Genomic DNA, 16,113 nt, shown 5'->3' with positions numbered 1-16,113 from the left:
ATGGCAAGTTGGACACCGCTACAGAAAGCCCGCCTGACCCGCTGGGCCACCTATGCCTCGGTCGGAGTGGCGGTGTTCCTGTTGCTGCTTAAGCTCTGGGGCTGGTGGGTCACCGGATCGGTGGGGCTGTTGGCGACCCTGCTGGATTCCGCCGTGGACATTGTGGCTTCGGTCACGATTCTGCTGGCGGTTCGGCTGGCGCAGCAACCGCCCGACAACGAACATCGTTTTGGCCACGGCAAAGCCGAGCCGTTGGCGGCGTTTGCCCAGAGCATTTTCATTGCCGGGTCGGCTTTGTATCTGATGGTGTACGCGCTGGATCGACTGATGGACCCGCAACCGATGCAGGCACCGGAATTCGGGGTCTGGATCATGATCGCCGCCATGGTGTTGACCCTGGTGCTGGTGACGTTTCAGCGTTATGTGGTGCGGGTGACCGGTTCGACGGCGGTCATGGCCGATTCCTGGCACTATCTGACCGATCTGGGGGCCAATGCCGCGGTGCTGGTAGGGTTGCTGCTGGCAGCGTACGGCTGGGTGGATGCCACGCTCGGGCTGGTGATCGGGGCACTGGTCGGTTATCAGGCAGTGCGGCTGGCGCTCAACAGCGCCAACCAATTGCTGGACCATGAATTGCCCGAAGCCGACCGGGAAAGCATCCGCGAGATCATTCTGGCGCATCCTGCGGTGGAAGGATTTAATGACTTGCGCACCTTTCGTTCGGGTCCCAAGGTCATGATTCAGTTTGACCTGGAGCTGGAAGACATGATGTGTCTGCACAAGGCCCATGACATCGCCGAGGAAGTGACCGACGCATTGCATGCCCGTTTTGAACAGGCCGATATCAGTGTGCATCAGGAACCATTGAGCTTTCGGAATCAGCCCGGGCATCACCAGTGGGAAATCGAATCCAAGCCCTGTTGCCGTGGCCAGTGTGGCGGCTGCTGTGACAAGTGCTCATAACCCGAATATTTCTCTTCGGGATAAAAAAAAACGCGCCGTAGCGCGTTTTGAAAAGTTTGACCGGGCAGGGACTTACAGAGATTTGCTGAAGCTGAAGGCACCGCGCAGTTCGCCTTTGTGGTAACCGGTGGCTTTGTCTTTCGGATAGTGCTCTGCAATCGCTTCCTTGACCGGGGCTTTGACATCCGTGCCATGACAGGCGAGACAGACTTTGCCAGTCGGAATGGCTTTCATGTAACGGAACTGTTTTTCGCCGTTCATGACCACCGTCTGTGAAAATTCGATTTTTTTGGGGTTGGCGCCGTCTTCGAGCTGCCGATTGAATTTCTCCAGCACCTCTTCTTCCCAGGCATCGGGCTGGCCCGATTCGGCCCGGGGTTTCAAGCTGACCCGGTTAATGTGCCAGCCGCTCTGTTCGCTCAGTTCGGCGGCAATCTGCGGGGCTTTGCTGTGGCAGACTTCGATCGCATTGACCGGTCCGCCATTTTTCATGCCTTTTTTCAGTTCCGGTTTCAGCTGTCCCATGTAGCTTTTCACCAGTTCACGTGCTTCGTCGTTGCTGGGCGCAGCCCAGGCCTGACTGCCGAATCCGGCCAGAATGGCCACTGTCATCAGTGTTTTTTTCATAACGCCTCCTAATATTGCGTTGGTGATCAGATCAAGTAAGGTCACTTGATCAAATTTTGACTAATCCTATTATAGATTGTATTTATGAATAAGACGGTTGCAAGCGCTGTGTTGGCGAAAGTTTTGATGGGCGCGGATAGGAATTTCTGATGCGCTGTCGATGGCAGGATGATTGTTTGCGTTGAGGAAGTCCTTATAATGACAGGCTTATCCTGTCTGCCGTTCAAGGAATCGTCTGTGCCCAATTCGCTGTTTTTCCGTTTTTTTGTCCGCCTCAAGCCCCTGCTGTGGCCGCTGGTGATCCTGTTGTCGGCGTTGGTCATTTTTGTGGTGCTGAAACAGACCAAGCCGCAAGCGCCGTCGGCTCAAGTCGAAGAAAAAGTCTGGCCGGTGGCCGTAAAACCCCTCAAATCCGAGGCCCTGTCTCCGTCACAGACGCTGTTCGGGCGGGTCGAGTCCGACCGGATGGTGTCGGTGGCGGCACCGGTGGCAGGTGAAGTGGCGACGCGTCATGTTTTGGCTGGTGACACCTTTGAACAGGGCGAACGGCTGCTGGCCATGTCGATGGCGGATTTGGAGGTGCCTTTGACCCGGGCGGAGGCGGAACTGGCCGATGTGGAAGCCCAGTTGGCGTCACAGCGTCTCACCCAGAAAGCCAACGAGCAGAAACTGGTACGGGAACAGAAGATTCTGGCGCTCAAACGTTCGGAACTGGCGCGTAACCAGAACATGCTCAAGCGCGACATGGTTTCGGAATCGGCCGTGGATCAGGCCAAAGAAGCGCTGGCGCGTCAGGAGTTTTCGGTGGTGACGGCGCAACTGGCGGTGGAAGAATATGAGGCCCGTATGGCACGTTTGCAGGCGCAGAAAAAACGTGCCGAGGCCAATGTGCGTGAAGCCAGGTTGCACTGGGAACGCGGTCAGATCGACGCGCCGTTTAACGGGCGGGTGGCCTCAGCAGACGTTTCGCCCGGTGATCGGGTCAATGTCGGCGAGACCTTGATGCGTTTTTATGATCTGGACTCTCTGGTGTTGCGTGCCAAGTTGCCGAGGGATCAGTTGAGCCAGCTGTATGCGGCCCAGCGTTCGGGCCAGTCCCTGGTGGCCACCTATGAACAGTCGGGACAGAGCGTGACCCTGCCGCTGTTGCGGCTGGATGGGGAAGGCACCGCCAGCGGGGTTGACGGGTTTTTTGCACTGCCCGAGGCCCTGCTGTCACTGCGCCCGGGCGACCTGCTGTCGGTGACCTTGCACCTGCCCAAACAGGAGGGCGTGTTTGCGGTGCCCTATTCGGCGCTTTACGGCACGGACCGGGTTTATGTCACCGAGGGCGAACGTCTGGCCATGCGCTCGGTGACACTGCTGGGGCAAACGGTTCGTTCCGGTCAGACTCTGGCACTGATTGCGGGCGATCTGGCCGAAGGCGACCGGGTGGTGACCACGCATCTGCCCAACGCCGTGGGCGGGCTGAAAATTTCAGTGAAGGAAACCGCCCAATCGGCTGATGGGGGCGTTGAAGGGGCTTCGGAAAAGGCCGCTGACGCTGGGAGCGATTTATGAGCGAGTCCAGGCACGAGGCTCAGGCCAGCACCCGGCCGTCGGAGAAGGAAGGCTCCTACGGTCTGATCGGTCGTTTTGCCCGGCATCCGGTTGCGCCCAACCTGGTGATGATCATCATGATCCTGTCCGGGGTGGTGGCGTTGCTCAAAATGAATGTGCAGTTTTTCCCCAATTTTGAGCTGGATGTGGCCACGGTGCAGGTGGTCTGGCCGGGTGCCAATGCCGAAGACGTGGAAACCTCCATTACAGAACCGCTGGAGCGGGTGCTGCGCAATGTGCAATCGCTGGATGAAATGACCTCGACCTCGTCGCTGGGCATGGCGTCCATTTCACTGAAATTCCAGGAAGGCACCGACATGATCGAGGTCATGGATGAGGTCAATCAGCGGGTCAGTGAGTTGCGCAATCTGCCGCAGGACGCGGAAAAGCCGATTGTGCAGCGGGTGGTGCGATATGAGCCGGTGGCACGGATGTTGGTGATCCATCATGGTGGTGATCGCGAAGCCTTGCGTCCCTGGGTGCGCCAGTTTGAGCGAGAGTTGCTGGACGCGGGGATCGATCAGATCAATTTTACCGGCCTGCCCAGTGAAGAGGTGGCGATTGAAGTGTCACAGGGGCAGCTGGAGAGCCATGAGATCACATTTGAACAGCTGGCCGAGCGCATCAATGGCATGAGTGTGGACATGCCGGCGGGTTCCCTGGGCGACAAGGACTCGGCGCGGGACATCCGCGCGATTGAGCAGGCGCGCACGCCCAAGGAATTTGCCCGGTTGAGCTGGGTGGAGAGCGAATACGACCGCGTACGTCTGGGCGAGTTGGCCCGGATTGAACGCCGGGTGATGAAAAACAGCCCGCAATTGATGGTGGATGGGGCGCCGGCGATTGAAATGCGGCTGATGCGGGATGAAGACGGCGACACCCTGGTGTCTTCGGAGGTGATGCAGTCATGGCTGGCGCAAACACGCGATGCCTTGCCGCCCCAGCTGGAACTCAAAGTGTATGACGAGACCTGGTCACTGGTGAATGAGCGCATCATGCTGCTGGTCAACAATGGCATCGGCGGCCTGATTCTGGTGGTGCTGATTCTGTATCTGTTCATGCACGGGCGCGTCGCCTTCTGGGTGGCGGTGGGCATTCCGGTGTCGTTTATGATGACGCTGATGGTGATGTATCTGGCCGGCGGCTCCATCAATATGATGAGCCTGTTTGCCCTGATCATGGCGTTGGGGATCATTGTGGACGATGCGATTGTGGTGGGCGAAGACGCGCTCGCGCATCATGAACGGGGCGAGTCGGCGCTGATGGCGGCCGAAGGCGGGGCCCACAGGATGCTGCCGCCGGTGACGGCCGCGTCCATTACCACGGTGGGGGCGTTTCTGCCGTTGATGCTGGTCGGCGGCGAAGTGGGCAACATTCTGTTTGCGATTCCGTTGGTGATCATTGCCGTGATTTTTGCTTCGCTGATTGAGAGTTTTGTGGTGTTGCCCGGGCATTTGCGCATGGCGTTGACCAATGTCAAGCCGGTCAAGCCCGGCAGTGTCCGCCATCGTCTGGAATCCGGTTTTGATCGATGGCGCAATGGGCCTTTCCGTTGCGCGGTGCGCTGGGTGCTGGCCCATCGAGGCATTGCGATTGCGTCCACGCTGGCGATGATGATTCTGGTGGTGGGCTTGCTGGTGGGCGGTCGCTTGGCCTTTGTGTTTTTCCCGTCGCCGGAATCGACCAAGCTCAATGCCGACGCGCGCTTTGTGGCCGGGACCCCGCCCGAGGTGAGTGCACGTTATGCCGAGCGTCTGTATCAATCGCTTCTGGAAGCCGAGCAGGCGCTGGAGCCGGGCATTGTCAAAACCGCGGTGGTGCATTACAACGAAACCGCGCGACAGCAGGGGTCGAATTTCAGCAGCGTGAACATTGAGATGGTCGATTCCGATCAGCGCGAAACGCGCAACGAAGACCTGATTCGTGAATGGGAAAAACGGGCCGGAAAAGTACCAGGCCTGGATGTGCTGACGATTGAATCGCCGCGGATGGGGCCGCCGGGCAGCGACATTGATATTCGGCTCTGGGGGGCCGAACCGCGTCAACTCAAACGGGCGGCGCTGGATCTGCAAGCGGTGCTGGATCAGATCAAAGGCGTCTCGGGTGTGCGCGATGATCTGCCCTATGGGCGTGATCAGTTGGTGTATGAACTCACGCCGCAGGGCAAGGCGCTGGGCATGACGTATGCGTCTCTGGGGCGTCAGTTGAGCGATGCGTTTTCCGGACGATTGGTGCAGATTTTCACCGACGGCGTGGACGAGGTGGAGGTGCGCTTGCAACTGCCGCAGGCCGAACAGGCATCGTTCGGTACCTTGTCCACTTTTCGGGTGACCACGCCGTCTGGTGAAAAAGTGCCTTTGAGCACCATTGCCGACTGGCGCACCCAGCGCGGGTTTGATGTGGTGCGCCATGTGGATGGGCGTCTGGCGGTGACGGTGGTGGGCGAGGTCGACAAGACGTTGAACAACGCCAACCGCATTTTGGCCGAGCTTGAGCAGAGCACCTTGCCCGAGCTGACGCAACAGTATGGATTGCAGTATTCACTGGAGGGCCAGAAAGCGCAGCAATCCGATACCATGGGCGACATGAAAATCGGTCTGGTGATCGGGTTGTCGATGATTTACATTGTGCTGGCCTGGGTGTTCGGGTCCTATGTGTGGCCGCTGGTGGTGATGATGGCGATTCCGTTCGGGCTGATCGGTGCGATCACCGGACACTGGCTGCTCAATATTGATCTGACCATTCTGTCGCTGTTTGGTCTGTTCGGGCTTTCGGGGATCGTGGTCAACGATTCGATCATCCTGGTCACCTTTTACAAGCAATTGCGCGAGCAGGGCATGCAGGTGGATGAGGCATTGGAAGAGGCGTCGGTGCAGCGGGTGCGTGCGGTATTGCTGACCTCGCTGACCACCATCGCCGGGCTCACGCCCCTGTTGTTCGAGACCTCGTTGCAGGCGCAGTTCCTGATTCCGATGGCCACTTCCATTGCCTTTGGCCTTGGCTTTTCGACCCTGTTGATTCTGATGGTGATTCCGGCGGCTCTGTCGTTTTATGAAAACGGGCGTCAGACGCGCGCGGATCGCCGCGCAGAATCCGTGGCGGTGTGAGAAAGTGTTTGACACACAAAAGCACCAGGCCTGGTGCTTTTTGGGTTGATCAATGGCAGGGTGAGGCTTATTCGCTGACGTAACCCGGATTCCAGGGGTGATCGCAACGCATCAGGCCGTCTTCGGTCGGAGGGCATTCCATTTCGCCGCCGAATTCTTTCCAGGCCCCAAATCCGCCGGCGAGGTTGACCACGTCGGTAAAGCCCATCTGCTGCATGGTGTAGGCCGCCAGAACGCCCCGACCTCCGGCCTGGCAAAATATCAGCCAGGGCTGGTCGGGGTTGGAAAGCTGGGGTTCGTGACCGGGAAAGTCGGGGTCGCACTTGGGTTCGAGCAGGCCGCGGGGGATGTGCAGGGACATGGGAATGGTGCCGCCCAGGTATTCGGCGGCCTCTCGCACGTCCAGCAATTTGTAGCCGCGGGCCTGGTAATCTTCCACCTGATCGCAGGTGATTTCTTTGACGTGGTTTTTGGCGGTTTGGACAAAGTCTTTGAGCTTGATCGGCATTGAGGGACTCCTTTGTTGGGTGAGGAAAGTGTTCTTTTGGCGAATTTTATCCTAGCACAATCGCCTCACGGGCGGCGGGGCGCTCGTAGTTTTTCACACAATTTTCATGATCAGGCAAAGTTCATACAGGTGTCATCTGAGCCGATTATGGTGCCTGTTATCGGTCAGAAAAGGCCCGCAAACGTGCGCTTTTTGCCATGGTGTTTGGGGTGCAAAAGATAAGAAAACTTGATGAAAGTGGTTTTTTAAGAGAGAATGTTGCTCCAATTTATGATCGGTGTCTGCGTCAAAAACCGTGCACTCTGTCAATAAAAAGAAGCAGTTAGCGCCATCAAAGCCGTGTGTGATCACGGTTTGCGCGTCGCCTGAGACCGATCGTCATACCGAATTTTTTATAACTTAGGGGAGTTGTTTGATGTCAACCCGTAGAGAACTAGCCAATGCGATTCGTGCCTTGAGCATGGATGCCGTTCAGAAAGCCAAATCCGGTCACCCGGGTGCCCCAATGGGCATGGCCGACATTGCGGAAGTGCTGTGGAACGACCACATGAAGTACAACCCGAAAAATGCCAACTGGGCCGACCGTGACCGTTTTGTTCTGTCCAATGGGCATGGTTCGATGTTGCTGTACTCTTTGCTGCACCTGACCGGTTTTGATCTGTCGATCGACGACCTCAAGCAATTCCGTCAGTTGCACGCCAAAACCGCCGGTCACCCGGAATACGGCTACGCCGATGGCATCGAAACCACCACTGGTCCGCTGGGTCAGGGGCTGGCCAACGCCATCGGGATGGCGATTGCCGAGCGCACCCTGGCGGCCCAGTTCAACAAGCCGGGCCACACCATTGTTGACCACAACACCTATGTGTTCATGGGCGATGGCTGTCTGATGGAAGGCCTGTCGCATGAGTCGGCGGCTTTGGCCGGGACTCTGGGTCTGGGCAAAATGATCGCTTTCTGGGACGACAACAACATCTCGATTGACGGCCACATTGATGACTGGATGGAAAAAGATCCGGCCGGTCGTTTCGAGTCCTATGGCTGGCAGGTGATTCGTGACGTGGACGGTCACGATGCCGATGCCATCAACAAAGCGATTGAAGAAGCCAAAGCCGACACGGACAAGCCGACTCTGATCTGTACTCGTACCACCATCGGTTTCGGTTCGCCAAACCTGTGTGGTTCACACGACTGTCACGGCGCGCCGCTGGGCGACGAAGAAATCAAACTGACCCGCGAAAACCTGGGCTGGGAACACGAACCTTTCCACGTACCGGAAGACATTTATACCGGTTGGGACCACTCGGAACAGGGTGCCAAGGACGAAGCGGCCTGGAACGAAGCGTTCGAAGCCTATCGCAAGGAATTCCCCAAAGAAGCGGCCGAGTTTGAGCGTCGTATCAACGGCGATCTGCCAGCCAACTTTGAAGTGGAAATGGACAAGTTCATTGCCAATACGCAGAAAGACATGCCCAAAGTCGCGTCGCGTAAAGCCTCTCAGAGCGCCATTGAGCATGTAGGTGGCCTGTTGCCGGAACTGTTTGGTGGCTCTGCCGATTTGACCGGTTCCAACCTGACCAACTGGTCGGGCACCAAAAAGGTCAACCATGCCCATGCCAATGGCAACTACTTGTCATGGGGTGTGCGCGAATTTGGTATGGCGCACATGATGAACGGCATGGTGTTGCACGGTGGCTTCAAGGTCTTCGGCGGCACTTTCTTCATGTTTATGGAATTCATGCGCAACGCCCTGCGTATGTCGGCGTTGATGAAAATCGGCACCATCTATGTATACACCCACGACTCCATCGGTCTGGGCGAAGACGGGCCGACACACCAGCCGGTCGAGCAGATGGCGACCATGCGTGTGATTCCAAACTTCCAGACCTGGCGCGCGTGTGACGCGGTCGAAACCGCGGTTTCCTGGAAAATGGCCGTGATGCGTGGTGACGCGCCGACGGCACTGGTGTTCTCACGTCAGGGGCTTGAGCCAATGGAGCGCACCCCGGAACAGGTCAAGAACATCGAAAAAGGCGGCTACATCCTCAAGGATTGTGACGGCACGCCGGATCTGATTATGATTGCGACCGGCTCCGAAGTCGGTCTGGCCATGGACGCGGCTGCGGAAATGTCCGGCAAGAAAGTCCGTGTCGTTTCCATGCCGTCTACGGACGCGTTTGACGAGCAGGATCAGGCTTACCGTGATTCGGTTCTGACCCCTGGCACCAAGCGCATGGCGATCGAAGCCGGTACTGGCGATTCCTGGTGGAAGTATGTGGGCATGGATGGCGACATTGTGTGCATGACCACCTTCGGCGAGTCCGCACCGGGACCAGACCTGTTCAAAGAGTTTGGCTTCACCACCGAAAACGTGGTCAAGCGTGCTCAGGCGCTGATCGGATAAACAACTTTTTTAACGTAACCCAAAGCCGGGCCGGTTTTTCACCAGGCCTGGTGAATTTCAGGAGTAAACTATGACAGTAAAAGTCGGTATTAATGGTTTCGGCCGCATCGGTCGTATGGCATTCCGGGCCGCGGCTCAGGATTTTGACAACATCGAAGTTGTGGCCATCAATGACCTGCTGGACCCGGACTATCTGGCGTACATGCTGAAGTACGATTCCGTTCACGGCCGTTTTGACGGGGACGTGGAAGTCAAAGGCGGCAACCTGGTTGTCAACGGCAAGGAAATTCGCATTACCGCCGAGCGCAACCCGGCCGACCTGAAGTGGAACGACGTGGGCGCGGACCTGGTGATCGAATGTACCGGTTTCTTCCTGACCGAAGAAACCTGTCAGGCGCACCTGGATGCGGGCGCGAAAAAAGTCGTTCAATCGGCGCCGTCCAAGGACAGCACGCCAATGTTCGTTTACGGTGTGAACCACAACGAATACAAAGGTCAGGCGATTGTGTCTGCGGCGTCCTGTACCACCAATGGTCTGGCGCCTGTGGCCAAGGTCCTGAACGACAGCTTCGGGATCAAGCGTGGCTTGATGTCCACCGTTCACGCGGCGACCGCCACCCAGAAAACCGTTGATGGTCCTTCGATGAAAGACTGGCGCGGTGGGCGTGGGATTCTGGAAAACATCATTCCGTCTTCCACCGGTGCGGCCAAAGCGGTCGGCAAGGTTCTGCCGGAATTGAACGGCAAGCTGACAGGCATGGCTTTCCGTGTGCCCACTTCCGATGTGTCGGTCGTGGATCTGACCGTTGAGCTGGACAAGGGCGCGTCTTATGACGAAATTTGTGCGGCAATGAAATCCGCTTCCGAATCCGGTGATCTGAAAGGCGTTCTGGGCTATACCGATGAGCCCAACGTTTCCACCGACTTCCGCGGCGATTCACGTCCGTCCATTTTTGATGCCAAAGCCGGCATTGCACTGGACAGCACTTTTGTGAAAGTGGTCGCCTGGTATGACAACGAATACGGTTATACCTGCAACATGATGCGAGTGGTTGAGCACGTCGGCTCCAACTAAGCGTTTTTGTGATGCCCCTCTGTGCCCATTTTCGGGTTCAGAGGGGTTTTTATGCTTGTGCTCGCTTATGTGGATGAAAGGACGATGTCGTCTCCATAAGTGAACACAATCACAATGATTCCCGGCCCGACAGGGCTCAAACGTTAAAAAGAGGACGAAGTATGTCTGTATTGAAAATGTCTGACCTGGATTTGGCAGGTAAGCGCGTATTGATTCGCGAAGACTTGAATGTGCCGGTTAAAAACGGCAAGGTCACCTCGGATGCGCGCATCCGTGCTTCTTTGCCGACCATGAAAATGGCCGCCGAAGCCGGTGCCAAAGTGATGATCATGTCGCACCTGGGGCGTCCGACCGAAGGCGAGTTCGACCAGGAATCTTCGATGGCCCCGGTCGCGGCGGATCTGTCAGAAAAGCTGGGCAAGGACGTTCGCCTGATCAAGGACTATCTGGATGGCGATGTGGACGTGGCCGCAGGCGAAATCGTCCTGCTGGAAAACGTGCGTTTCAACGTCGGTGAAAAGAAAAACGACGTGGCACTGTCCAAGAAATACGCGGCCCTGTGCGACATCTATGTGATGGACGCGTTTGGTACGGCGCACCGTGCTCAGGCCTCCACGCATGGTGCTGGCGAGTACGCCCCTGTGGCCTGTGCGGGTCCTTTGCTGGCGGCGGAACTGGAAGCGCTGGGCAAGGCCCTGCACGAACCCAAACGTCCGATGGTGGCGATCGTCGGTGGGTCCAAAGTCTCCACCAAACTGACCGTCCTGGAATCCCTGTCCGAAAAAGTGGATCAGTTGGTTGTGGGCGGCGGCATTGCCAATACCTTCATCGAAGCGGCGGGTCACAATGTGGGCAATTCCCTGTCTGAAACCGATCTGGTGCCGACCTGTAAGAAACTGAACGAAATCATGGAATCACGTGGTGCCGCCATTCCGCTGGCGTCCGACGTGGTGTGCGGCAAGGAATTCTCTGAGAATGCCAAAGCAGAAACCAAGCCTGTCGCCGAGGTAGTGGATGACGACATGATCTTTGACATCGGCCCCGATTCTGCGGCTGAACTGGCCAAAATCATCAAGGAAGCCGGTACCGTGGTTTGGAACGGTCCGGTCGGTGTGTTCGAGTTCGATCAGTTTGGTGAAGGCACCAAAGCGATCTCCATGGCCATTGCCGAATCCGATGCGTTCTCCATCGCCGGTGGCGGCGACACACTTGCGGCCATCGATAAGTACGACATTGCCGACAAGGTATCTTATATCTCGACCGGCGGCGGCGCTTTCCTGGAATTCCTGGAAGGCAAGAAACTGCCAGCCGTGGACATGCTGGAAAAAGCCGCGCAGAAATAATCGCGTGTCTTGAGTGACACGGGTCGGGCGTTTGCCCGGCCCGATTTTATATTGGATTGCGTCTGATGATGGAAGAAAACATGAGGATGGCTCGGTAAATAAACTGCAGGCGATGCCCGGATGACGAAGTTTATTTTGCGAGACATCTTGCTTTCTTCCCCAAACCATTCAGACAGAAGAAACAGGAAAAGGAACCACACAACTATGCCCTCAGGTTTAAGAAGAACAAAAATTGTTGCCACACTGGGTCCGGCCACGGATCGGGAAGGCGAACTGGCCCGAATGATCAAGTCCGGCGTGGACGTGGTGCGGATCAATATGTCCCACGGCAATGCCGAAGACCATCTTGAGCGTGCCCGTCAGGCGCGCGAACTGTCTGCGCGACTGGACCGTGAAGTCGGGATACTGGTCGATTTGCAGGGGCCGAAGATTCGCATTGCCCGCTTTTCCGAAGGCAAGGTGTTTCTGGAAAAAGGCGACAAATTTGCTCTGGACAACAATGTGGATCCCAACGAAGGCAATCAGAACGAAGTCGGGCTGACATATCCGAGTCTGCCCCACGACGTCAAGCCCGGTGATCGTCTGTTGCTGGACGACGGCCGAGTGGTATTGGATGTCGACAATGTCGAAGGCGAACGCGTCAACTGCACCGTTGTGGTTGGAGGCGATCTGTCCAACAACAAAGGCATCAACTTGATGGGCGGCGGACTGTCGGCGGCGGCGCTGACCGAAAAAGACAAGCAGGACATTCTGACCGCGGCGGAAATTCAGTGCGATTATCTGGCGTTGTCTTTCCCGCGCAGTGCCGAGGACGTGGAAGAATGCCGCTCTCTGGCCGAAGAGGCCGGTCTGGTTTGCAGCATTGTGTCCAAGATTGAACGCGCCGAAGCGGTCAATGATGACTTTACCCTGGACAGCATCATTCTGGCCTCGGATGTGATCATGATTGCCCGTGGCGACCTGGGTGTGGAAGTGGGCGACGCCCAGCTACCCGCCCTGCAGAAAAAAATGATCAAGCGTGCGCGACAGTTGAATCGGATCACCATCACTGCGACTCAGATGATGGAAACCATGATTGAGAATGCGATCCCGACCCGGGCGGAAGTGTTTGACGTCGCCAATGCGGTTATGGATGGTTCGGATGCGGTGATGCTATCTGGTGAAACCGCCACCGGTCATTCGCCGAGTCTGGTGATTGAGACCATGTCTGGCATTGCTCACGAAGCGGAACAGACCCGTAGCACGCGTGAATCCACGCACCGTATTGATGAGTCGTTTACCGCCATTGATGAAACCATCGCCATGTCAGCGATGTACGCGGCCAACCATTTTGATGTGAAGTGCATCGCGGCCCTGACCGAATCCGGCAACACCCCATTGTTGATGTCACGTATCAGCTCGGGCATTCCGATCATTGCGCTGACACCGCACATCGACACCCGCCGCAAAGTGACCCTATATCGTGGGGTCTACCCGACCAGTGTGGATTACAGTGGTTTGTCGGATGACGAAGTGCAGGCGGGTATTCTGAATGAGCTTAAATCAAAAGGCGTGGTGTCAACGGGCGACCAGGTATTGGTGACGCGCGGTCAGGCCCGAGGCAAAATGGGTGGCACTAACCAGATGGAGATTGTCAAAGTCCCATAAGCGGGATTTTAAAGAATGAGACGCACAGAATTTCAGCATTGTTCAGGGTTGTAAAGCCACTGGACATTGCTAGAATGGCTGGAATATTTTTTTAAACTAATAGAGGAGTCTCGCATATGGCGATGATTACACTACGTGAACTGATGGATTATGCGGCGGAACATGGTTTCGGCATGCCCGCATTCAACGTGAACAACATGGAGCAGGTCCGCGCGATCATGGATGCGGCCAAAGCGGTTGATTCACCGGTCATTCTGCAAGGGTCTGCCGGTGCGCGCAAATATGCGGGCGAACCTTTCCTGCGTCACCTGATCGAAGCGGCCACCGAAATGTACCCGGAAATTCCGGTGGTCATGCACCAGGACCACGGTTCCGATCCAGGCGTTTGTACCCGTGCGATCCAGTCCGGCTTCACTTCGGTGATGATGGACGGTTCTCTGGAAGCGGACATGAAAACCCCCGCCAGCTACGAATACAATGTTGACGTCACCCGTACCGTGGTTGACATCGCGCACTCTGCCGGTGTTTCCGTGGAAGGCGAACTGGGTTGTCTGGGCTCTCTGGAAACCGGCATGATGGGCGAAGAAGACGGCCACGGTTCCGATGAGAAAATGGACATGGACGCACTTCTGACCGATCCGGAAGAAGCGGCGGATTTCGTCAAGAAAACCAATCTGGACGCTCTGGCGGTTGCGGTTGGGACCTCTCACGGTGCCTACAAGTTTACCTCCAAGCCGTCTGACGACGTGTTGCGTATCGACCGCATCAAGGAAATCCACGAGCGCATTCCTGACACCCACATCGTGATGCATGGCTCTTCTTCTGTTCCGGAAGAGTGGCTGGAAATCATCAACAACTACGGTGGTGACATGGGTCAGACCTTTGGTGTGCCTGTGGATGCGATCGTTGAAGGCATCAAGCATGGTGTGCGTAAGGTCAACATCGATACCGACCTGCGTATGGCGTCTACCGGTGCGGTGCGTAAGCACCTGGCGGAAAACCCATCCAACTTTGACCCACGCAAGTTCCTGAAATCCGCTCAAGAAGCGATGTCTGACATCTGTAAGCATCGTTTTGAAGCGTTTGGCTGTGCCGGGCATGCTTCCAAGATCAAATCTCTGGGTCTGGAAGAAATGCAGCGTCGTTATGCGGCGGGCGATCTGGATCAGCGCGTGAAATAAGTCCAAGCGGACGAAATGCATGGTCGCTTCGGCGGCCAGCCGATGAAGAAGCCGGGCTCTGCCCGGTTTTTTTATGTCTGAAAAACGGGTTCCGGTGAATAAGGCAAGTGAGCGAAAGGCACCTCGTCTGGCAGGATGTCGATCAGATCCATCTCGTTTTCCGGGTCGGCGTCTGGATGGGTGTCATTGAGCACGACGCCTGCCAAAGGCAGTCGGTGGCGGGCAATGGCCTCTAGGGTCAGACGGGCATGATTCAGGCAACCCAGACGATTGCCGACGACCAGCAGGACGGGTAAGCCCAGTGCCTTGGCCAGGTCGGCGTTGAGGGTGTCGGCGGTCAGGGGGGAATAAAAGCCGCCTGCCCCTTCGACCCAGAGCAATGGCTTTGCAGAGGCTGCCGCATCGACCTCACAGGCACGCAGCAAATCGGTCAGATTCAGGTCGTCGCCTGCCTGTGCAATCGCCCGGGCCGGAGAAATGGCGGGTTGGTACAGATGGGGGCCGATGGTGCGCATGGCGACCCGTTTGCGGCACGCCAGATAGAGTTGGCGTACGTCTTCGGAAATAAGCTGCCCATCCGGGCCTCGCTCACAGCCCGATGCGACGGGCTTGCGAGGTGCCAGTGGTCGCTTTGATTGGCTGAGGTAGGACAGCAGACGGGCGGATACGTAGGTTTTGCCAACATCGGTGTCGGTGCCGGTGACAAAGACCCCGTGCGCCTGACTTTGTTGCAGGCTGTCCAGCCAGTCACGGAGGGAAGGAGGCAGGTCAGGCATTGTCCATCAGTCTGGCCTCGGCTTCCTGGTATTTTTCCAGGGTCTTTTCTACCACTTTGGGCGGCAATTCCGGGCCGGGGGCCGTCTTGTCCCAGTCGAGGCTCAAAAGGTAATCGCGGATGTATTGTTTGTCAAAGCTGGGCGGGTTGCTGCCGACCTGATAGGTCGCGGCTGGCCAGAAGCGTGAGCTGTCCGGCGTCAGGGCTTCGTCGATCAAATGGATGCGACCGTCCGCGTCTTCGCCGAATTCGAATTTGGTGTCGGCAATGATGATGCCGCGTTCCTGCGCATAGTCGGCGGCATAGCGGTAAAGTTGCAGGCTCAAGTCGCGCACCGCCTCGGCTTTTTCTTGTCCGAGCAGCCTGACCACTGCGTCGAAATCAATGTTTTCATCGTGATCGCCCACTTCGGCCTTGGTCGAAGGCGTAAACAAAGGTTCGGGCAGTTTTTGCGCCAGTTGCAGTCCTTTGTCCAGTGTGTGGCCGCAAACCTGACCCGTTTTCTGGTATTCCTGCCAGCCGGAGCCGACCAGATAACCGCGCACTATGGCTTCCACCGGCAGCGGTTTGAGCTTTCGTGCCACCATGGCACGACCATCCAGCTGCGCCAGTTCGTCGTGGGTCAAATAGTCGGCCAGCACCAAGTCGTCGGCCAGCTGGTTGGGTAGAATGGACTCGGTCTGGTGCATCCAGAAACGGGCCATTTCGGTCAACAGTTTGCCTTTGCCCGGAATCGGGGTGGGCAAGACCACGTCAAACGCCGAAATCCGGTCTGTGGTGACGATCAGCATGTGGTGGTCGTCCAGATCGTAAAGGTCGCGCACCTTGCCCTGGTTGAGCAAGGGCAGGCTGGTCAATTTGGATTCATAGAGGGCGTGCATGGC

The 16,113-nt window shown here is 56.9% G+C and carries 12 protein-coding genes; 8 read left to right on the top strand and 4 right to left on the bottom strand.

The features are described 5' to 3' along the window. Entirely contained in the window at positions 1 to 963 is a 963-nt protein-coding gene (locus A377_RS0104020; protein WP_019894873.1) for a cation diffusion facilitator family transporter, read from the top strand. 72 nt (positions 964 to 1,035) lie between these two features. Here A377_RS0104020 and A377_RS0104015 read toward each other — a convergent pair whose 3' ends face one another. After that, entirely contained in the window at positions 1,036 to 1,590 is a 555-nt protein-coding gene (locus A377_RS0104015) for a Tll0287-like domain-containing protein (protein ID WP_019894872.1), read from the bottom strand. A gap of 198 nt (positions 1,591 to 1,788) precedes the next feature. Between A377_RS0104015 and A377_RS0104010 the strand changes: the two genes are divergently transcribed. Continuing rightward, the gene (locus A377_RS0104010) at positions 1,789 to 3,150 is read left to right on the top strand and encodes an efflux RND transporter periplasmic adaptor subunit (RefSeq protein ID WP_157760728.1); all 1,362 of its coding nucleotides are present in this window, start codon (positions 1,789 to 1,791) and stop codon (positions 3,148 to 3,150) included. Then, positions 3,147 to 6,296, top strand: a complete 3,150-nt coding sequence (locus tag A377_RS0104005; RefSeq protein ID WP_019894870.1) for an efflux RND transporter permease subunit — start codon at positions 3,147 to 3,149, stop codon at positions 6,294 to 6,296. Before A377_RS0104010 ends, A377_RS0104005 begins: the two co-directional genes overlap by 4 nt. 67 nt (positions 6,297 to 6,363) lie before the next feature. Here the strand turns inward: A377_RS0104005 and A377_RS11815 are convergent, their stop codons facing one another. Next, positions 6,364 to 6,804: a rhodanese-like domain-containing protein gene (locus tag A377_RS11815; protein WP_019894869.1), complete on the bottom strand. Its 441-nt coding sequence runs from the start codon at positions 6,802 to 6,804 to the stop codon at positions 6,364 to 6,366. Positions 6,805 to 7,219: 415 nt separating this feature from the next. Here A377_RS11815 and tkt point away from each other — a divergent pair, with 415 nt between their 5' ends. The 5 genes from tkt (at position 7,220) to fba (ending at position 14,454) form a co-directional block, all read left to right on the top strand. After that, positions 7,220 to 9,208: a transketolase gene (gene tkt / locus A377_RS0103995; RefSeq protein ID WP_028485253.1), complete on the top strand. Its 1,989-nt coding sequence runs from the start codon at positions 7,220 to 7,222 to the stop codon at positions 9,206 to 9,208. A 70-nt stretch (positions 9,209 to 9,278) separates the two neighbouring features. Beyond that, complete coding sequence (gene gap, locus A377_RS0103990; RefSeq protein ID WP_028485252.1) at positions 9,279 to 10,283, top strand: type I glyceraldehyde-3-phosphate dehydrogenase; 1,005 nt, start codon at positions 9,279 to 9,281, stop codon at positions 10,281 to 10,283. 161 nt (positions 10,284 to 10,444) lie between these two features. Further along, positions 10,445 to 11,626 (top strand): phosphoglycerate kinase, encoded by a 1,182-nt coding sequence (locus tag A377_RS0103985; RefSeq protein ID WP_028485251.1) that lies wholly within the window; start codon positions 10,445 to 10,447, stop codon positions 11,624 to 11,626. 204 nt (positions 11,627 to 11,830) lie between these two features. Beyond that, positions 11,831 to 13,273 (top strand): pyruvate kinase, encoded by a 1,443-nt coding sequence (gene pyk / locus A377_RS0103980; protein WP_019894863.1) that lies wholly within the window; start codon positions 11,831 to 11,833, stop codon positions 13,271 to 13,273. Positions 13,274 to 13,389: 116 nt separating this feature from the next. Beyond that, the gene (gene fba / locus A377_RS0103975) at positions 13,390 to 14,454 is read left to right on the top strand and encodes a class II fructose-bisphosphate aldolase (protein ID WP_019894862.1); all 1,065 of its coding nucleotides are present in this window, start codon (positions 13,390 to 13,392) and stop codon (positions 14,452 to 14,454) included. Positions 14,455 to 14,525: 71 nt separating this feature from the next. On the opposite strand, the gene bioD is transcribed toward fba, so the two are convergent. Beyond that, the gene (gene bioD, locus A377_RS0103970; RefSeq protein WP_019894860.1) at positions 14,526 to 15,230 is read right to left on the bottom strand and encodes a dethiobiotin synthase; all 705 of its coding nucleotides are present in this window, start codon (positions 15,228 to 15,230) and stop codon (positions 14,526 to 14,528) included. Further along, positions 15,223 to 16,110, bottom strand: a complete 888-nt coding sequence (locus A377_RS0103965) for a phosphoribosylaminoimidazolesuccinocarboxamide synthase (protein ID WP_019894859.1) — start codon at positions 16,108 to 16,110, stop codon at positions 15,223 to 15,225. The genes bioD and A377_RS0103965 overlap by 8 nt, the downstream gene beginning before the upstream one ends. Between the last annotated feature and the right edge of the window lie 3 nt (positions 16,111 to 16,113).

Origin of the sequence: Hydrogenovibrio halophilus DSM 15072 (genome assembly GCF_000384235.1) — a bacterium.
GTDB classification, from domain to species: Bacteria; Pseudomonadota; Gammaproteobacteria; order Thiomicrospirales; family Thiomicrospiraceae; genus Hydrogenovibrio; species Hydrogenovibrio halophilus.
The sequence above is the reverse complement of the archived record's forward strand: the minus strand, read 5'-3'. Positions and strand labels throughout refer to the sequence as shown.